The following is a 16,541-nucleotide window of genomic DNA, read 5'->3' on the forward strand; positions in this document are numbered from 1 at the left end:
CCCGGTGGGAGTTTAGAGAATGTTGAACGGGATGGTGGTGACCAGGCGGAATTCGTTGATGCTGCCGTCGGCCTGATTGCGGCTGGAGCGATGCTCGGTGTAGGTGGCGCGGATCGCCGTGGCCTTCAGAGGACCGCTCTGTACGGCGTAGGAAGCGCCGACGCCGGTTTCATAGTGGTTCTCGTCATCCATGCCACGGACGTCATAAGCGGTGCCGGTGTAGTGGGTGCCGTCGATGCCCCAGCCGCGAGCGCGGTAGACGTTGAACTTCAGGCCAGGCACGCCGTACTCGGCCATGTTGATGCCGTAGGCGATCTGGAAGGATTTCTCGTTCGGGCCGTTGAAGTCCGACAACAGGGAGTTGGCCAGGTAGATACCGTTGGTTTCGTGCAGGTAGTCGAAGTATTCGTTGCCGTTCACTTCCTGGTACGAGAAGGTCAGGCTGTGTGCCTGGTGGGCCAGGCCCAGCGACAGGGAGTAGGTGTCGTTGTCGATTTCACCCATCTCTTTTTTGCCTTCGTCCACGGTCTTGTAGTAGTTCAGGCCGGTGGTCAGCGCCAGCACCGAAGCGTCGCCCAGTTCGTGGGTGGCGCCGAAGTAGTACTGGTTCCAGAAGTCTTCGACCTTGGAGGCATACAGGCTGGTCTTCAGGCTCTTGAGCGGCTGGTAGTTCAGGCCGGCGACGCTGACTTTGTCGGTCTCGGCATTGTTGTTGGTGTACTCGGAGCGGAATTTCGACAGGCTCTGTTCGGTACGTGGCGATACACGGTCAAACACACCGGCGTCGAACGACAGGTTGTTGAACTCTTCGCTGTGCAGGCTCACACCTTCGAAGCTCGACGGCAGCGCACGGTTGCCGATGACATCGACGATAGGGGTGCTGAAGTTTTGACGTCCGGCGGTCAGCGTGGTGTTGGAAATCCGTGCCTTGACGTTGGCCAGGCCCAGTTTGCTCCATTGGTCCACGGCGTCGCCGTTGTTTTCGGCCAGCGTCCGGTTACCGCCGTTGGCGATGTCTTTGCGGCTGCGGTCCAGAACCACTGCGTTGTACGCCGCAACTTCGGTGCTAAAGCCTACGGTGCCTTGGGTGAAGCCCGAGGTGTAGTTGAGGATGGTGCCCTGGACCCAGTTGATACGACGATCGGTGGGGAGCGTCTCGCCGTGTTTCTGATAGCTGAAACTGCCCCGCTTGCGCAGCTCGTTGGCGTACCAGTTGCGAGTGGTGCCCGACAGGCTCTGGCCGTCGAGAAAACCCTTGGCTTCGGATTGCGCTTGGGTGCTCGCCAGTTCGGTCGGAACGAAATCCTGGCTCTGGGATTCTGCAAAGGCCGTCGCGGTGATGCTGCTGATGGCCAAGGCCAGTATCGCGGTGCTGCTCAATTTCATGGGTAACGCTCCTTTTCTTTCTTTTTTTTTGCCGGTCTTTTTTGGTGATACGGCTATGGTTTTTACAACTCATTCCCAGCTTGCAAACGTTTGCATGAGGCCTGATCGGCGAATTCAGGCAAAACGCCTGCGTGAGGACTCCAAAGGAGTCCTCGCTGCATGGCTAAGCGGTTATGGGTTCAGGCTGACGCCCGAGAACACGTTGCGACCGAAGGGGCTGACTTTGAACCCTTCTACTTTGGCACTCAGCGGCTGGTTGACCGTCGAGTGGGCAACAGGGGTGATCGGCACTTGCTGCTTGAGCAACTGCTGGGCCTGTTTGTAGAGCGCGGTGCGCTGGTCGCGGTCGGTGACGACCTTGGCCTGCTTGATCAGCTTGTCGTAATCCGGGTCACACCACATGGAGTAGTTGTTGCCGCCAATGGCGTCGCAGCTGTACAGCGTGCCCAGCCAGTTGTCCGGGTCACCGTTGTCGCCGGTCCAGCCGATCAGGCTGATGTCGTGCTCACCGTTCTTGGTGCGCTTGATGTACTCGCCCCACTCGTAGCTGACGATCTTCACCTTCAGGCCGATCTTCGCCCAGTCGGCCTGGAGCATTTCGGCCATCAGCTTGGCGTTGGGGTTGTACGGGCGTTGCACGGGCATGGCCCAGAGGGTGATTTCGGTGCCTTCCTTGACCCCGGCGGCCTTGAGCAGCGCCTTGGCTTTTTCCGGGTTGTAGGGCGTGTCCTTGATGGTGTCGTCGTAGGACCACTGGGTCGGCGGCATGGCGTTGACCGCCAACTGCCCGGCGCCCTGGTACACGGCGTTGAGAATGCCTTGCTTGTTCACCGCCATGTCCAGCGCCTGGCGTACTTCGACCTGGTCGAACGGCTTGTGGCGGGTGTTGTAGGCAATGTAGCCAAGGTTGAAACCGGGCGTCTCGATCAGTTGCAGCTTACTGTCGTCCTTCAATGCCGGCACGTCGGCGGGACGTGGATGCAGGGTCACCTGGCACTCGTTGGCCTTGAGCTTCTGCACCCGCACCGAGGCGTCGGTATTGATGGAGAAGATCAGGTTGTTCAGCTTGACCCGTTCCGGCGCCCAGTACTGTTTGTTGGCGACGTAGCGGATGTTGGAGTCTTTCTGGTAACTCTTGAATTCGAACGGCCCGGTGCCGATTGGCTTCTGGTTGATGTCGCTCGGCTTGCCGCTCTTGAGCAACTGCTCGGCGTATTCGGCCGACAGGATCGCGGCAAAACTCATGGCGATGTTCTGGATGAACGCGGCGTCCACCTTGTTCAGCGTCATGACCACCGTCAGCGGGTCGGTCTTCTCCACCTTGGCGATGTTCTTGTTCAGGCTCATGCCGTTGAAGTACGGGAACTCGGTGGGGTAGGCCTTACGGAACGGGTGCTGCGGATCGAGCATGCGGTTGAAGGTGAACAACACGTCGTCGGCATTGAAATCCCGGGTCGGCGTGAAGTAGTCGGTGGTATGAAATTTCACGCCTTCGCGCAGGTGAAAGGTGTACGTCAAGCCATCTTCGGAAATGTCCCACTTGGTCGCCAGTCCCGGTACGACGTTAGTCGCGCCTTTTTCGAACTCGGCCAGGCGGTTGTACAGCGGTTCGGCGGCGTCGTTGTCGGTGGCCGTGGTGTACTGCGCGGTGTCGAAACCGGCCGGGCTGCCTTCGGAACAAAACACCAGGCTGCCAGCGGCGGCCTGGGTCACGGACGTCGCGGCCAACAGGCCGGTGCCCAGCAAAGCGGAAAAAACCAAGGTATGGCGCATGACGCTCCCTCTCTTGTTCGGGGTGTTTTAACAGTGAACCGGTGTCCGTCCGGGACAGCTCCGGGCCACTGAGCTCATTCCATTGCGTAGCGATGCCGCAGGGCAGGCAAGCCGTCCTGGTCCCGACGGTATGAGCCGTGAGCCAAGCGGTAAATGCGTAACGCCTGAAAAACTTGTGGGAAAAGGCGATACGTCCTAAACCAACTGCTGTGGTACGCAGTGCTTTTGGAGGTAGGCGATTTCCTGGAGTCTTGGCTTAAAGCAACGGTGTGCCGAGGGAGCAAGCTCCCTCGGCACAGGTCACCTTATTTGCTGACGCTGACGCCGTAGAAGGAGTTCAAGCCGAATGGGCTGATCTTGAAATCCTGCACGTTGGCGCGCATGGGTTGATACACCGTCGAGTGAGCGATAGGTGTCATGGGCACGGCATCCTTGAGGACGTGTTGTGCCTGTTTATACAGTTCGGTGCGCTTGGACTGGTCGGAGGTGCGCTTGGCTTGCTTGACCAGATCGTCGAATTTCTTGTCGCACCACTTGGAGAAGTTGTTGCCGGCCAGCGAGTCGCAGCCGAACAGCACGTTGAGCCAGTTGTCCGGGTCACCGTTGTCACCGCTCCAGCCGATGATCATCGCCTGGTTCTCGCCACCTTTGGAACGCTTGATGTACTCGCCCCACTCGTAGCTGACGATGTTCACGTTCAGGCCGATCTTCTTCCAGTCGGACTGCAGCATCTCGGCCATCAGCTTGGCGTTCGGGTTGTACGGACGCTGGACAGGCATCGCCCACAGGGTGATGTTGGTGCCTTCCTTGACGCCGGCTTCCTTGAGCAGCGCCTTGGCTTTCTCAGGGTCGTACTTGGCGTCCTTGATGGTGGTGTCGTAGGACCATTGGGTCGGCGGCATGGCGTTGACGGCCAACTGGCCGGCGCCCTGGTAGACCGAGTCGATGATCTGCGGCTTGTTGACCGCCATGTCCAGCGCCTGGCGGACCTTGAGGTTGGCCAGCACGTTCGGCTCGTTGCTGCCCTTGACCTTGTCCATCACGTTGTAGGCGATGTAGCCCAGGTTGAAGCCCGCCTGGTCAGGCATCTTCAGGTCCTTGTCTTCCTTCAGCGCCTTGAGGTCGGCCGGACGAGGGAAGAGGGTGATCTGACACTCGTTTTTCTTCAGTTTCTGGATGCGGACCGACGGGTCGGTGGTGATGGCGAAGATCAGGTTGTCGATCTTCACATCTTCAGGCTTCCAGTAGTCCTTGTTGCCGGTGTAGCGGATGTTGGAGTCTTTCTGGTAGCTCTTGAACACGAACGGACCAGTGCCCACAGGCTTCTGGTTGATGTCGCTGGCCTTGCCTTCCTTGAGCAGCTGCGCGGCGTACTCGGCGGACTGGATCGAGGCGAAGCTCATGGCCATGTTCTGGATGAACGCGGCGTCGACATCCTTGAGGGTGAACTTGACGGTGTGGTCGTCGACTTTCTCGACCTTGGTGATGTTGGTGTCCATCCCCATGTCGGTGAAGTACGGGAATTCGGTCGGGTAGGCCTTACGGAACGGGTCATCCTTGCTGATCATGCGATTGAAGGTGAACAGCACGTCGTCGGCGTTGAATTCGCGGGTTGGCTTGAAGTACGGGGTGGTGTGGAACTTGACGCCTTCACGCAGGTGGAAGGTGTAGCTCAGGCCGTCTTCGGAGATGTCCCACTTCGTCGCCAAGCCAGGAATCACAGCGGTGCCGCCGCGTTCGAACTGGGTCAGGCGGTTGAACATGGTTTCTGCAGAGGCGTCGAAGTCGGTTCCGGTGGTGTACTGACCAGGGTCAAAACCGGCCGGACTCCCTTCGGAGCAGAACACCAGGTTAGTCGCAGCGGAAGCGAAGGGTGCGCTGGCCAATAAGCCTGCGCCGACTAAAAACGGAATGACCGCGTGTTTAAGCATGTTGGCCTCATGATTTGTTGTCATTTTTGGATTTGAGGGCGACCTCGTGAGTCGTCCTGCGGATACTTATGCAGGCCCCATACCCAATGCAAGATCCTGAACGGCCACAAGTCTGAAACAGTGGCACGAACGTACCTTAATGTCGCATCTGTGTAACTTCTGACGCAGTTGATCGTTTGCGTGTGTTTTTTAGGGGCAAGTTGTGCGCTTTTTCGGTGCGTATAGGGGGTGTATTGCACTGGGAGGGTGCGGGTTTTGCTTCTTCAAACCCGCAGGGTAGAGGGGGTTCGTGGTGGGATAGGGGGGCGATTGAGATGCCTGTTTATCGGTCGGGCGTTGCACCGTCATCGTTCACGGTTTGGGGGTTGCACTGGGTGATACTCTCGCGTGGCTATTTCTCCCGGCCGTATTCCGATCTAACTGTGGACAACTGTGGGAGCGGGCTTGCTCGCGAAGGCTCACTATCCGTGGCGAGGGAGCTTGCTCCCGCTGGTCTGCGCAGCAGACCCCAAACCTGACACCTCGGTGTGCCAGATGATTGGAGTCGCTGTTTTTAGGGCCGCTGCGCAGCCCAGCGGGAGCAAGCTCCCTCTCCACGGGTTTAGTTGTTGGCCGTGGGGGAGTGCGCATCCTTCAAGACGGTAGGAACGATCGGCTTGCTTGTGACGAAACATCCGACAAGCTTTTAAGGTTGTGCCTCGGAAATGCGCTCTCTAACCTTTTGCTTGTCGCTGCCATTCAGCGGCCGGGCGTGAGAAACCCGAATAATAGGCATCCAACCTCTATACCTGCATAATTGCCGGCAGCTTATCCGTTGCCTGTAGATGCGTTATGGCGGCTGTGTGCGGGCAGACTTCGGTCTGGCCGGGTACCTATTCTCGGATTTCTCACCCCTGCACATAGCTGCCACCCCTTTGCCGAGTGAGAAACGGCGAGTGATGGCCCACATCACTGAATAGGTACAAATAAATGGATAAGTCAGTCCCCGATCCACCCTTCAACAGAACCAACCCCCTTTCCGGCTTCGATTCCGTCGAAGACCTGCTCAGAGACCGAGCCGCCGCCGAGCGCGCACTCAATCATTACCTCAACCCGAAACCTTCAGAACCAAGCACCGATCAGCGCATCGACAGCCTGTTCTCAGTCACCGCCAAAGCCGACGCCGATACGCTGCTGACCAGCACCTGCGAAACCCTGGCCTCGGTAAAAGCCATGGCCGAGGACCTCGCGTTCGAGGTGGACGGTACGCGGCGCAGTGTGGCACTGGGGATTCATCAGTTGGTGGAGTTGTGCCAGTTGCTGGTGGATAAGGCACTGGATCAGGTGCAAGCGTCGACCAGTCCGACTGAGGTGTAGGCAGGGTGGTCCAACTGATGGTTGGACCCCAGCCTGTGAGCGGGGGGGCTTGCTCCCTCGTCATTTTGTACAGGTCCGAGTTGTTGGGTGCATGGTTGACTGTTGTACAGAACGTTGTACTATGCGCGAACTCAACCGTCACCGTTTTTGCTGGATGGTTGAGGGGGCACCGAGGTTTCGCCAGGTGTCAGATAACCTTGATTTCCCGCTTACGAGCATGGATTTCAAGTACTCCGCGACTCAGCGGAGGAGACAAGTGCCCCGCTTCGATTCTGCGGGAAACTCTCAAATCACCAGGACGGTCCTGGTTTCGCCTGAGCTGGCCTCAGGAGGGAATTAGACGATGCATGTAATAACTTTCAGCCAGGCTCGTGCCGGCCTGAAGCAGACGATGGACGATGTATGCCGAGATCATGAGCCCACGGTCATTACCCGTCAGCGTGGTGATCATGTCGTAATCCTCTCATTGGAGGACTACAACTCAATGGCCGAGACGATGTATCTGTTGGGTACAGAGTCGAATGCCACGCGCTTACGCCGTTCTGTTGCGCTGCACAAAGCCGGGAAGGTCTTTGCCAAGGAGCTCCCTTTAAATGTCGGCAAAACAGAAACAGAAGAACAAAGCTAACGCCCGCGAGAACGTGGTTGTTGCATTCGTGCCAGACGGTTGGGAAGACTACCAATACTGGGACGCAAACGATCCAGGCAAACATGCGACGGTGAACGAGCTTATCGAGGCATGCCTTCGCGACCCATTCAAGGGAATCGGTCGACCCGAACCGTTGAAAGGTGATTTAACAGGCTATTGGTCACGCCGTATCGACAAAGAACATCGCTTTGTCTATGCCTATGAAAATGACACGCTGACAGTCATTTCATGCCGCTTCCACTACACGAAGTAACGCCCGACAAAAAGCCCGCAGTTGCGGGCTTTTGTATTTGTGGTGTGATCCACCACCTGTCCCTGTGGGAGCGAGCTTGCTCCGGGCGGCGATCCGACGATGGCGTCGCGTCAGTCGACGTCCATGCTGCTGAACCACCGCCAGCGGGAGCAAGCTCCCTCGCCACAGGGTGTTTCGTCGTCTTATTGCATCAACACCTCAATCGCCCCATCCGCCGTCATGCTCACCTTGCTGGTGCCCGCTTCCACGTCAGGCGTGACGGATTCGGCGTCCATGGACGCGCCTTTCATCATCATCGGGGCGCGCATGAAGGGTTGTGGGTAGCCATTGGCGTTGAGGTTCAGGCTGACGATCTTGTAACCCTTGCCGCCCAGGGCTTCGGTGGCCAGTTGGGCGCGGGCCTTGAAGGCGTTGACGGCGTCCTTGAGCAGGGCGTCTTCGCTGGTCTGGCGGGTGGCGGTGGAGATGGCAAAGTCCATGCCGCCCATTTTCATGTCGGCCAGCAATTCGCCGGTGAGTTTTGACAGGGCGGCGAAGTCGGCGCTTTCCAGGCGCAGTTCGGCGCGCTCGCGCCAGCCGGTGATTTTCCCGCCCTTGTTGTCGTAGATCGGGTAGCTGTTACGGCTGCCCTGGCGCAGGTCGATGCCCTTGACTTGCTTGGCCTGGCCGATGGCTTTGTTCAGCGTGGTGCTGACGGCGGCGGTGAGCTTGGCCGGGTCGGTGTTCTGTTCCTCGGTGTAGAGGGTGACGATCATCAGGTCGCGGGCCACTTCCTGGCTGGCTTCGGCGCGTAGGGAAACCTGGTTGTAATGAAGTTCATCGGCGGCCAGCGCCGGCAAGCTGGCGACAGTGCCGAGGCTGAGGGCGAGCAGGGCGGCGTGGCGACGGAACGTGTGCATGAAAAGCTCCTTGGAAGGTGCGCAGGGTTGAGGTCCGGTCTGCGTGAACGGTAAGACTCTAGCTTTTTGGATCCGGTTCGCACAGTTACAACTTCTATACAGGTCCTGCCCGGTGATGGACTTTTGTGGCGAGGGAGCTCGCTCCCGCTGGGCCGCGTAGCGGACCGTCTTTCTGGGCCTGCTGTGCAGGCCAGCGGGAGCAAGCTCCCTCGCCACAGGGGGATGTATGGAGTTCAGCGGCTGTGGCGCTTTGCCGCATATCTGTCAGCGCCACCCGTGCCTTGGTTATACTCCGTGCGATTCGCCTGGAGCGCTCATCAGGAGAGCTCATGCTCATCCCTTTGCAAATGACTTCTGCCTCTCGCCAAAACCTCTGGCGCCTGACATTCATCCGCATTCTGGTCCTGGCCGCCCAGGCCGGCTCGGTGGGGCTGGCCTATCGCTTCGACCTGTTGCCATTGCCCTGGCTGCAACTGGCGATCACCCTGGCGTGTTCCACGGTGCTGTGCGCGCTGACGGCGATTCGGTTGAACACCTCGTGGCCGGTGACCGAGCTGGAGTACGCCCTGCAACTGGCCGGCGACCTGTTTATCCACAGCGCACTGTTGTATTTCTCCGGTGGCTCCACCAACCCCTTCGTCTCTTATTACCTGGTGCCGCTGACTATCGCCGCCGTGACCTTGCCCTGGCGCTTTTCGTTGATTCTTTCGGGCATTGCCCTGGCGCTGTATACCTTGCTGCTGGTGCGCTTCTATCCTTTGGAAACGTTCCCCATCGCCCGGGAAAACCTGCAAATCTACGGCATGTGGTTGAGTTTCGCCCTGGCTGCGGCCGTCATTACGTTCTTCGCCGCGCGCATGGCCGAAGAGTTGCGCCGCCAGGAAGAGCTGCGGGCCATTCGCCGCGAAGAAGGCCTGCGCGACGAGCAACTGCTGGCCGTGGCCACCCAGGCCGCCGGCGCGGCTCATGAGTTGGGCACGCCGCTGGCGACCATGAGCGTGCTGCTCAAGGAGATGTGCCGGGACCATTCCGACCCGGCGCTGCAAGAGGATCTCAGCGTGTTGCAGGATCAGGTCAAGCTCTGCAAGGAGACCCTGCAATACCTGGTGCGTGCGGCCGAGGCCAACCGTCGGCTGGCCATCGACATGCAGGACGTCACTGACTGGCTCAACGAGGCCTTGAGCCGCTGGCACTTGATGCGTCCTGAAGCCAGTTATCGCCTGCGGCGCCTCGGCCAGGGCCCGGTGCCGCGCATGGCACCGCCGCCGGACCTGACCCAGGCGCTGTTGAACCTGTTGAACAACGCCGCCGATGCTTGCCCCGAAGGCATGGAGGTGACGCTGGACTGGACTGCCTTCGATTTGACCATCAGCATTCGAGACCACGGCGCGGGTGTGCCGCTGGCAATCGCCGAACAAATCGGCAAACCTTTCTATACCACCAAGGGCAAAGGCTTGGGCCTGGGCCTGTTTTTGAGCAAAGCCAGCGTGACACGCGCCGGCGGCTCGGTGAAACTCTACCCCCATGAGAGCGGTGGCACGCTTACCGAGCTGCGCCTGCCCCATGCCGACCGAGGAAACGAACATGAGTGACGAGATCCAAGTCGACGGCGAAGAGCTGCCGCACCTGTTGCTGGTAGATGACGATGCCACTTTCACCCGCGTCATGGCCCGGGCCATGTCCCGTCGTGGGTTCCGGGTCAGCACCGCCGGTTCCGCCGAGGAGGGCCTGGCCATCGCCCAGGCCGACCTGCCGGACTATGCGGCCCTGGACCTGAAAATGGACGGCGATTCGGGCCTGGTGCTGTTGCCCAAGTTGCTGGAGCTGGACCCAGAGATGCGCGTGGTGATCCTCACTGGCTATTCGAGCATCGCCACGGCCGTCGAGGCCATCAAGCGCGGTGCCTGCAATTACCTGTGCAAGCCCGCCGACGCCGATGACGTGCTGGCGGCGCTGTTGTCCGAGCACGCCGACCTCGACACCCTGGTGCCGGAAAACCCCATGTCGGTGGATCGCCTGCAATGGGAGCACATCCAGCGGGTGCTGACCGAACACGAAGGCAACATCTCCGCCACGGCCCGCGCCCTGGGCATGCATCGGCGGACCTTGCAGCGCAAATTGCAGAAGCGTCCCGTGCGTCGCTGAACCTGCGCTGAACGGATGTTGTCCACCCCCTCGCGACACATCGGGCCGTTGCTCTATGATCGGCCCGAATCCTTCTCTTTATTGAGCTTTAACCATGAATCAGAACGCTGAATATTCCGCGGTCAATGACGCAGTGCGCGGGCAGTTTTTCCGCCGTGTCTGGCAAATGACCACGCCATACTGGCGCAGTGAGGAGAAGGGCAAGGCCTGGACACTGTTGATCGCCGTCATCGCGCTGTCGCTGTTCAGCGTGGCGATCTCGGTGTGGATCAACAGTTGGTACAAGGATTTCTACAACGCCCTGCAAGAGAAGGACAGCGCGGCGTTCTGGCAGTTGATCCTGTATTTCTGCGGCATCGCGGCGGTGGCGATCCTCGGCGCGGTCTATCGGCTGTACCTTACGCAGATGCTGACCATTCGCTGGCGGGCCTGGCTCACCGAGCAGCATTTTGCCCGCTGGCTCAATGACAAGAACTACTACCGGCTGGAGCAGGGCGGCTACACCGACAACCCGGACCAGCGGATCTCCGAAGACCTCAACAGCTTCACCACCAACACCCTGAGCCTGGGCTTGGGGCTGCTGCGTACCGTGGTCAGCCTGGTGTCGTTCTCGATCATTTTGTGGGGCGTGTCAGGCAGCATCGAAGTGTTCGGCTACACCATCCCTGGCTACATGTTCTGGTGCGCGCTGGTGTACGCGGCCGTGGGCAGCTGGCTGACGCACCTGATCGGCCGTCGCCTGATCGGTCTGAACAACAACCAGCAACGCTTCGAAGCCGACCTGCGTTTCTCCATGGTGCGGGTGCGCGAGAACGCCGAGAGCATTGCGTTGTACAACGGCGAGCCCAACGAGAACCGTCGCCTGAGCGATCGGTTCGGCCTGGTCTGGCATAACTTCTGGGACATCATGCGGGTGTCCAAGCGCTTGACCTTCTTCACCTCCGGTTATGGTCAGATCGCGATCATTTTCCCGTTCATCGTCGCCGCGCCGCGCTATTTCGCCGGCAAGATCCAACTGGGCGAGCTCATGCAGATCAACTCGGCGTTCGGCAACGTGCAGGAGAACTTCAGCTGGTTCATCAGCGCCTATGCCGACCTCGCCGCGTGGCGTGCCACCTGTGATCGTCTGCTGAGTTTCCGCCAGGCCATGAGCGACAACGAACAGCGCGCGCCGGCCATCGATGTGCAAGCGCAGGGCAACGCGTTGAAGGTGCGCCACCTGGGGTTGGACCTGGCCGATGGGCGTCACCTGCTGAGCAACGCTGACATGACCGTGGAACCGGGCGAGCGGGTGATGCTCAGCGGCCGTTCCGGCAGCGGCAAGTCCACGCTGCTGCGCGCCATGGGGCATTTGTGGCCTGCCGGGCATGGTCGGATTCTGTTGCCGGCGGCGCGTTATCTGTTCCTGCCGCAAAAGCCTTACCTGCCCATCGGCACCCTGCGCGACGCGTTGAGTTATCCACAGCCGGGCGCCACGTACCCGCAGGAGCGTTATGCACAGGTGTTGGAAACCTGCCGCCTGCCGCACCTGGTGACGCGATTGGATGAAGCCAACCACTGGCAGCGGATGCTTTCTCCCGGTGAGCAACAGCGCCTGGCCTTCGCTCGTGCCATGCTCTACGCGCCACATTGGTTGTACATGGACGAAGCCACGTCGGCGATGGACGAAGAAGACGAAGCGACCCTGTACCAGGCGTTGATCGACCAGCTGCCAGGCCTGAGCATCGTCAGCGTGGGTCACCGAAGCAGTTTGAAACGTTTCCATCCGCGACATGTGCGTATTGAAAATGGCCAACTGCTGGAGCGCACCGTGACCGCCTGAACCCTGCAAAACCTGTGGGAGCGGGCTTGCTCGCGATGAAGGCGATTCGGTTCAACTGCCAGACCCGGGTATCAGCCCCCACGGTGATCGTACAACCACGTTGCGCTATGATGTTGCCATTCAGCCGCTTGCCGAGACACAGACACATGGAAAACCCGATCGACGTACCCCGCCTTCCCCGCAAGCGCCGCAGCCTGGCGCAGGAGCTGGTGACGGTGCTGACCGAGCAGATTCGCGATGGGTTGCTCAAACGCGGCGATAAATTGCCCACCGAGTCGGCGATCATGGAGGCCCATGGCGTCAGCCGCACGGTGGTGCGCGAGGCGATTTCCCGCTTGCAGGCGGCCGGCCAGGTGGAAACCCGCCATGGCATCGGCACCTTCGTGCTGGACACGCCGAGCCCGAGCGGTTTTCGCATCGACCCGGCCACGGTGGTCACCTTGCGTGACGTGTTGGCGATCCTGGAGTTGCGCATCAGCCTGGAGGTGGAATCCGCTGGCCTGGCCGCACAGCGCCGCAGCGACGAACAACTGGCGACGATGCGCGCCGCTCTCGACGCCTTGAAGGAAAGCGCCGCCCACGCCAGCGACGCGGTGGCCTCGGACTTCGCCTTCCACCTGGAAATCGCCCTGTCCACCGGCAACCGTTATTTCACCGACATCATGACTCACCTGGGCACCAGCATCATCCCGCGTACCCGGCTGAACTCGGCGCGCCTGGCCCACGACGACCAACAGCACTACATGGACCGCCTGAGTCGCGAGCACGAGGAAATCTACGAAGCCATCGCCCGCCAGGACTCCGACGCGGCCCGCGCGGCCATGCGATTGCACCTGACCAACAGCCGTGAGCGGCTGCGCCAGGCCCATGAAGAGGCGCAGGCGCAGGGCTAGAAGGGCTGGCCCCACCGCTGTGGGAGCAAAGCTTGCTCGCGACAGCGGTGGGCCTGTCCCTGTGTTAGGGATTGATGGACCGCCATCGCGAGCAAGCTTTGCTCCCACAGGTCTGAACCCAGATAACCCGTATAACCTGTGGCGAGGGAGCAAGCTCCCTCGCCACAGGGGAATGCTGTCAGGCTGTAGATCTGGGTGCCTGCCTGACAAATCGCAGGCGCGCAGTCCTACGCCTTGATCCGCAACATCTGCGCCTCGGATGTATCGGGATCCCAGCCGCTTTCGTAGCTGACCTGGTAACGAAGCTCAACCAGTTGGCCGCTGAACGCTATCAAGTCGGCGTTGGTTAGCGTCACTGTCACATCCTTGCGTGGCGTACCTTCCTCTCCCTCGGTCAGACGTGTAAACGCACCTACCTGGGTGGGAGGCGTCGAGCCGACGCCCAGCGTCAGTTGGGCGTTCGAGTACGGTTTGAACGCTGTATCCGGAATCTTCACGGTTAACGTCGTTGTCTTTGACAGGCTGATCGCGGCTTCCCCTGTGGCTGGAAAATCCTTGAGCATGGGCTTCGCATACGTCGTCATGATGTTGCTCCCGGTGAGGCGGCCCTGATCGTCGCGTACGGGCGACTCACTTAAAAGATCAGAAAAGGGACTGCGGCCGGGCGTGGCACGGCCATGCCAGGGTTATGCCTGCTTCCCAGGACTGCGCCTACTGGCAGAGTCGACAGTGGCGATGAGCGGTCCAGGCGCTCGGCCGACCAGTTTCATCGATTCTCCAATCCTGCTCAAAAGCCCGATTTATAAAGCTTGCAGACAAATGTCCAAGCCCCGCCACCCGCCAAGAGACGAAATACAGTTGACGTTCATATTTTAAGTTGTACGATGACCTACAACTTCACGTGAAGCTCAACCGTTTCCTACAACACATCATTTGCGTCCAGGGTGTTCGAATAATGAATCCACAAGAACTGAAGTCCATCCTCTCGTCTGGCCTGCTGTCGTTCCCGGTCACCGATTTCACTGCCAACGGCGATTTCAACCGCGACAGCTACATCAAGCGCCTTGAGTGGCTGGCCCCGTATGGCGCCTCTGCACTGTTCGCAGCGGGCGGCACCGGTGAATTCTTCTCCCTGGCTGCCAGTGAGTATTCGCAAGTCATCAAGACCGCTGTCGATACCTGCGCTTCCAGCGTGCCAATCCTTGCCGGTGTCGGCGGTGCAACCCGCCAGGCCATCGAATACGCTCAAGAAGCCGAGCGCCTGGGCGCCAAGGGCCTGTTGCTGCTGCCGCACTACCTGACCGAAGCCAGCCAGGACGGCGTGGCGGCCCACGTTGAAGCCGTGTGCAAATCGGTGAAGATCGGCGTGGTGGTGTACAACCGCAACGTCTGCCGCCTGAACGCCACTCAACTGGAACAACTGGCCGAGCGTTGCCCGAACCTGATCGGCTACAAGGATGGCCTGGGCGATATCGAGCTGATGGTGTCGATCCGTCGTCGCCTCGGCGAGCGCTTCAGCTACCTGGGCGGCCTGCCGACCGCAGAAGTCTACGCCGCGGCCTACAAGGCCCTGGGCGTGCCGGTCTACTCCTCGGCGGTGTTCAACTTCATCCCGAAAACCGCGATGGATTTCTACCACGCCATTGCCCGCGACGATCACGCCACCGTTGGCAAGATCATCGACGACTTCTTCCTGCCGTACCTGGACATCCGCAACCGCAAGGCCGGTTACGCGGTGAGCATCGTTAAGGCCGGTGCCAAGATCGTTGGCTATGACGCAGGTCCCGTGCGCACGCCGCTGACTGACCTGCTGCCAGCCGAGTACGAAGCCCTGGCCGCGTTGATCGACAAGCAGGGCAAGCAGTAACAGACCCGACAAGGCCGCTGAGCAATCAGCGGCTTTTTGCGTTGGTCGTTCCTACGCTTGGCGTGGGAATGCCGCCAGAACCAGACAGGCTTTTTGTAAGGAGGAGCATTCGTGGCAGATTCAAAGCGTTTCGATAACTACATCAACGGTCAGTGGGTGGCCGGTGCTGACTACTGCACCAACATCAACCCGTCTGATTTGTCCGATGTCATCGGTGAATACGCCAAGGCTGACGCAGCGCAAGTCAATACCGCCATCGAAGCCGCCCGTGCCGCGTTCCCGGCCTGGTCGACCTCGGGCATCCAGGCCCGTCATGATGCGCTGGACAAAGTCGGCAGCGAGATCCTCGCCCGTCGCGAAGAGCTCGGCCAACTGCTGGCACGGGAAGAGGGCAAGACCTTGCCCGAAGCCATTGGCGAAGTGACCCGCGCCGGTAACATCTTCAAGTTTTTCGCCGGTGAATGCCTGCGCCTGTCGGGCGATTACGTGCCGTCGGTGCGTCCGGGCGTCAACGTAGAAGTGACCCGTGAAGCCCTTGGTGTGGTCGGCCTGATCACCCCGTGGAACTTCCCGATTGCGATTCCTGCGTGGAAAATCGCCCCGGCCCTGGCCTACGGCAACTGCGTGGTGATCAAGCCCGCCGAACTTGTGCCGGGCTGTGCCTGGGCCGTGGCCGAGATCATTTCCCGTGCCGGTTTCCCGGCCGGCGTGTTCAACCTGGTCATGGGCAGCGGCCGTGTGGTCGGCGACGTGCTGGTCAACAGCCCGAAAGTCGACGGCATCAGCTTCACCGGTTCCGTGGGCGTGGGTCGGCAGATCGCCGTCAGCTGCGTCTCGCGCCAAGCCAAGGTGCAATTGGAAATGGGCGGCAAGAACCCGCAGATCATCCTCGACGACGCCGACCTCAAACAGGCGGTCGAATTGGCGGTGCAGAGCGCGTTCTACTCCACGGGCCAGCGTTGCACGGCATCGAGCCGGCTGATCGTCACCGCCGGCATCCACGACAAGTTCGTCGCGGCGATGGCCGAGCGCATGCAGTCGATCAAGGTCGGCCATGCGTTGAAGGCCGGCACCGATATCGGCCCGGTCGTTTCCGAAGCCCAGCTCAACCAGGACTTGAAGTACATCGACATCGGCCAGAGCGAAGGTGCGCGGCTGGTCAGCGGTGGCGGCCTGGTGACGTGCGACACCGAAGGTTATTTCCTGGCGCCGACCTTGTTCAGCGACAGCGAAGCCTCGATGCGCATCAGCCGCGAGGAGATTTTCGGCCCGGTGGCCAACGTCGTGCGCGTGGCCGACTACGAGGCCGCACTGGCAATGGCCAACGACACCGAGTTCGGTCTGTCGGCGGGTATCGCCACCACCTCGTTGAAGTACGCCAACCACTTCAAGCGCCATTCCCAGGCGGGCATGGTGATGGTCAACCTGCCGACCGCCGGCGTGGATTACCACGTGCCGTTTGGCGGGCGCAAAGGCTCGTCCTATGGTTCGCGTGAGCAGGGTCGCTACGCGCAAGAGTTCTACACCGTGGTGAAGACCACTTACATCGGATCGTAACTGCAACACC

At 60.2% G+C, this 16,541-nt stretch carries 14 protein-coding genes; 9 read left to right on the forward strand and 5 right to left on the reverse strand.

All coding sequences use genetic code 11. The annotated features are described in order from the left end of the window. Positions 1 to 12 precede the first annotated feature (12 nt). The 3 genes from ACODSJ_RS11575 to ACODSJ_RS11585 all read right to left on the reverse strand — a co-directional run bounded on the left by ACODSJ_RS11575 (position 13) and on the right by ACODSJ_RS11585 (position 5,090). Positions 13 to 1,386, reverse strand: coding sequence for an OprD family porin (locus ACODSJ_RS11575; RefSeq protein ID WP_489101843.1), 1,374 nt, complete (start codon positions 1,384 to 1,386; stop codon positions 13 to 15). Between the two features lie 171 nt (positions 1,387 to 1,557). Beyond that, entirely contained in the window at positions 1,558 to 3,159 is a 1,602-nt protein-coding gene (locus tag ACODSJ_RS11580; protein WP_489101844.1) for an ABC transporter substrate-binding protein, read from the reverse strand. A gap of 305 nt (positions 3,160 to 3,464) precedes the next feature. Continuing rightward, entirely contained in the window at positions 3,465 to 5,090 is a 1,626-nt protein-coding gene (locus tag ACODSJ_RS11585; protein ID WP_489101845.1) for an ABC transporter substrate-binding protein, read from the reverse strand. A gap of 969 nt (positions 5,091 to 6,059) precedes the next feature. Between ACODSJ_RS11585 and ACODSJ_RS11590 the strand changes: the two genes are divergently transcribed. The 3 genes from ACODSJ_RS11590 to ACODSJ_RS11600 all read left to right on the forward strand — a co-directional run bounded on the left by ACODSJ_RS11590 (position 6,060) and on the right by ACODSJ_RS11600 (position 7,348). Next, positions 6,060 to 6,446, forward strand: a complete 387-nt coding sequence (locus ACODSJ_RS11590; protein ID WP_489101846.1) for a DUF6124 family protein — start codon at positions 6,060 to 6,062, stop codon at positions 6,444 to 6,446. Positions 6,447 to 6,789: 343 nt separating this feature from the next. Next, positions 6,790 to 7,074: a type II toxin-antitoxin system Phd/YefM family antitoxin gene (locus ACODSJ_RS11595; RefSeq protein WP_489101847.1), complete on the forward strand. Its 285-nt coding sequence runs from the start codon at positions 6,790 to 6,792 to the stop codon at positions 7,072 to 7,074. Then, a complete protein-coding gene (locus ACODSJ_RS11600; RefSeq protein WP_489101848.1) occupies positions 7,040 to 7,348 on the forward strand; it encodes a Txe/YoeB family addiction module toxin in 309 nt (102 codons plus the stop codon). Before ACODSJ_RS11595 ends, ACODSJ_RS11600 begins: the two co-directional genes overlap by 35 nt. Before the next feature lie 182 nt (positions 7,349 to 7,530). On the opposite strand, the gene ACODSJ_RS11605 is transcribed toward ACODSJ_RS11600, so the two are convergent. Further along, entirely contained in the window at positions 7,531 to 8,247 is a 717-nt protein-coding gene (locus tag ACODSJ_RS11605) for an SIMPL domain-containing protein (RefSeq protein ID WP_489101849.1), read from the reverse strand. A gap of 329 nt (positions 8,248 to 8,576) precedes the next feature. Here ACODSJ_RS11605 and ACODSJ_RS11610 point away from each other — a divergent pair, with 329 nt between their 5' ends. The 4 genes from ACODSJ_RS11610 (at position 8,577) to ACODSJ_RS11625 (ending at position 13,107) form a co-directional block, all read left to right on the forward strand. After that, the gene (locus ACODSJ_RS11610; RefSeq protein ID WP_489101850.1) at positions 8,577 to 9,839 is read left to right on the forward strand and encodes an ATP-binding protein; all 1,263 of its coding nucleotides are present in this window, start codon (positions 8,577 to 8,579) and stop codon (positions 9,837 to 9,839) included. Continuing rightward, complete coding sequence (locus ACODSJ_RS11615) at positions 9,832 to 10,392, forward strand: response regulator transcription factor (protein WP_025211826.1); 561 nt, start codon at positions 9,832 to 9,834, stop codon at positions 10,390 to 10,392. The genes ACODSJ_RS11610 and ACODSJ_RS11615 overlap by 8 nt, the downstream gene beginning before the upstream one ends. Before the next feature lie 94 nt (positions 10,393 to 10,486). Then, positions 10,487 to 12,214 (forward strand): ABC transporter ATP-binding protein/permease, encoded by a 1,728-nt coding sequence (locus tag ACODSJ_RS11620; RefSeq protein WP_489101851.1) that lies wholly within the window; start codon positions 10,487 to 10,489, stop codon positions 12,212 to 12,214. Positions 12,215 to 12,360: 146 nt separating this feature from the next. Beyond that, complete coding sequence (locus ACODSJ_RS11625; protein WP_214999428.1) at positions 12,361 to 13,107, forward strand: FadR/GntR family transcriptional regulator; 747 nt, start codon at positions 12,361 to 12,363, stop codon at positions 13,105 to 13,107. A 227-nt stretch (positions 13,108 to 13,334) separates the two neighbouring features. On the opposite strand, the gene ACODSJ_RS11630 is transcribed toward ACODSJ_RS11625, so the two are convergent. After that, positions 13,335 to 13,691: a hypothetical protein gene (locus ACODSJ_RS11630; protein ID WP_489101852.1), complete on the reverse strand. Its 357-nt coding sequence runs from the start codon at positions 13,689 to 13,691 to the stop codon at positions 13,335 to 13,337. Positions 13,692 to 14,062: 371 nt separating this feature from the next. Between ACODSJ_RS11630 and kdgD the strand changes: the two genes are divergently transcribed. Further along, entirely contained in the window at positions 14,063 to 14,974 is a 912-nt protein-coding gene (gene kdgD / locus ACODSJ_RS11635; RefSeq protein ID WP_489101853.1) for a 5-dehydro-4-deoxyglucarate dehydratase, read from the forward strand. A gap of 111 nt (positions 14,975 to 15,085) precedes the next feature. Next, complete coding sequence (locus ACODSJ_RS11640) at positions 15,086 to 16,531, forward strand: aldehyde dehydrogenase family protein (protein WP_489101854.1); 1,446 nt, start codon at positions 15,086 to 15,088, stop codon at positions 16,529 to 16,531. Positions 16,532 to 16,541 lie beyond the last annotated feature (10 nt).

The sequence above is a fragment of the Pseudomonas sp. FG6 genome (genome assembly GCF_057809015.1).

What these genes read in the sequence shown, in the direction of transcription:
- ACODSJ_RS11620 (WP_489101851.1), top strand. Translation starts at nt 10,487, where the DNA reads ATGAATCAGAACGCTGAATATTCCGCGGTCAATGACGCAGTGCGCGGG.
- ACODSJ_RS11585 (WP_489101845.1), bottom strand. Translation starts at nt 5,090, where the DNA reads ATGCTTAAACACGCGGTCATTCCGTTTTTAGTCGGCGCAGGCTTATTG.
- ACODSJ_RS11610 (WP_489101850.1), top strand. Translation starts at nt 8,577, where the DNA reads ATGCTCATCCCTTTGCAAATGACTTCTGCCTCTCGCCAAAACCTCTGG.
- ACODSJ_RS11600 (WP_489101848.1), top strand. Translation starts at nt 7,040, where the DNA reads ATGTCGGCAAAACAGAAACAGAAGAACAAAGCTAACGCCCGCGAGAAC.
- ACODSJ_RS11580 (WP_489101844.1), bottom strand. Translation starts at nt 3,159, where the DNA reads ATGCGCCATACCTTGGTTTTTTCCGCTTTGCTGGGCACCGGCCTGTTG.
- ACODSJ_RS11575 (WP_489101843.1), bottom strand. Translation starts at nt 1,386, where the DNA reads ATGAAATTGAGCAGCACCGCGATACTGGCCTTGGCCATCAGCAGCATC.
- ACODSJ_RS11590 (WP_489101846.1), top strand. Translation starts at nt 6,060, where the DNA reads ATGGATAAGTCAGTCCCCGATCCACCCTTCAACAGAACCAACCCCCTT.
- ACODSJ_RS11625 (WP_214999428.1), top strand. Translation starts at nt 12,361, where the DNA reads ATGGAAAACCCGATCGACGTACCCCGCCTTCCCCGCAAGCGCCGCAGC.
- ACODSJ_RS11630 (WP_489101852.1), bottom strand. Translation starts at nt 13,691, where the DNA reads ATGACGACGTATGCGAAGCCCATGCTCAAGGATTTTCCAGCCACAGGG.
- ACODSJ_RS11595 (WP_489101847.1), top strand. Translation starts at nt 6,790, where the DNA reads ATGCATGTAATAACTTTCAGCCAGGCTCGTGCCGGCCTGAAGCAGACG.
- ACODSJ_RS11605 (WP_489101849.1), bottom strand. Translation starts at nt 8,247, where the DNA reads ATGCACACGTTCCGTCGCCACGCCGCCCTGCTCGCCCTCAGCCTCGGC.
- kdgD (WP_489101853.1), top strand. Translation starts at nt 14,063, where the DNA reads ATGAATCCACAAGAACTGAAGTCCATCCTCTCGTCTGGCCTGCTGTCG.
- ACODSJ_RS11615 (WP_025211826.1), top strand. Translation starts at nt 9,832, where the DNA reads ATGAGTGACGAGATCCAAGTCGACGGCGAAGAGCTGCCGCACCTGTTG.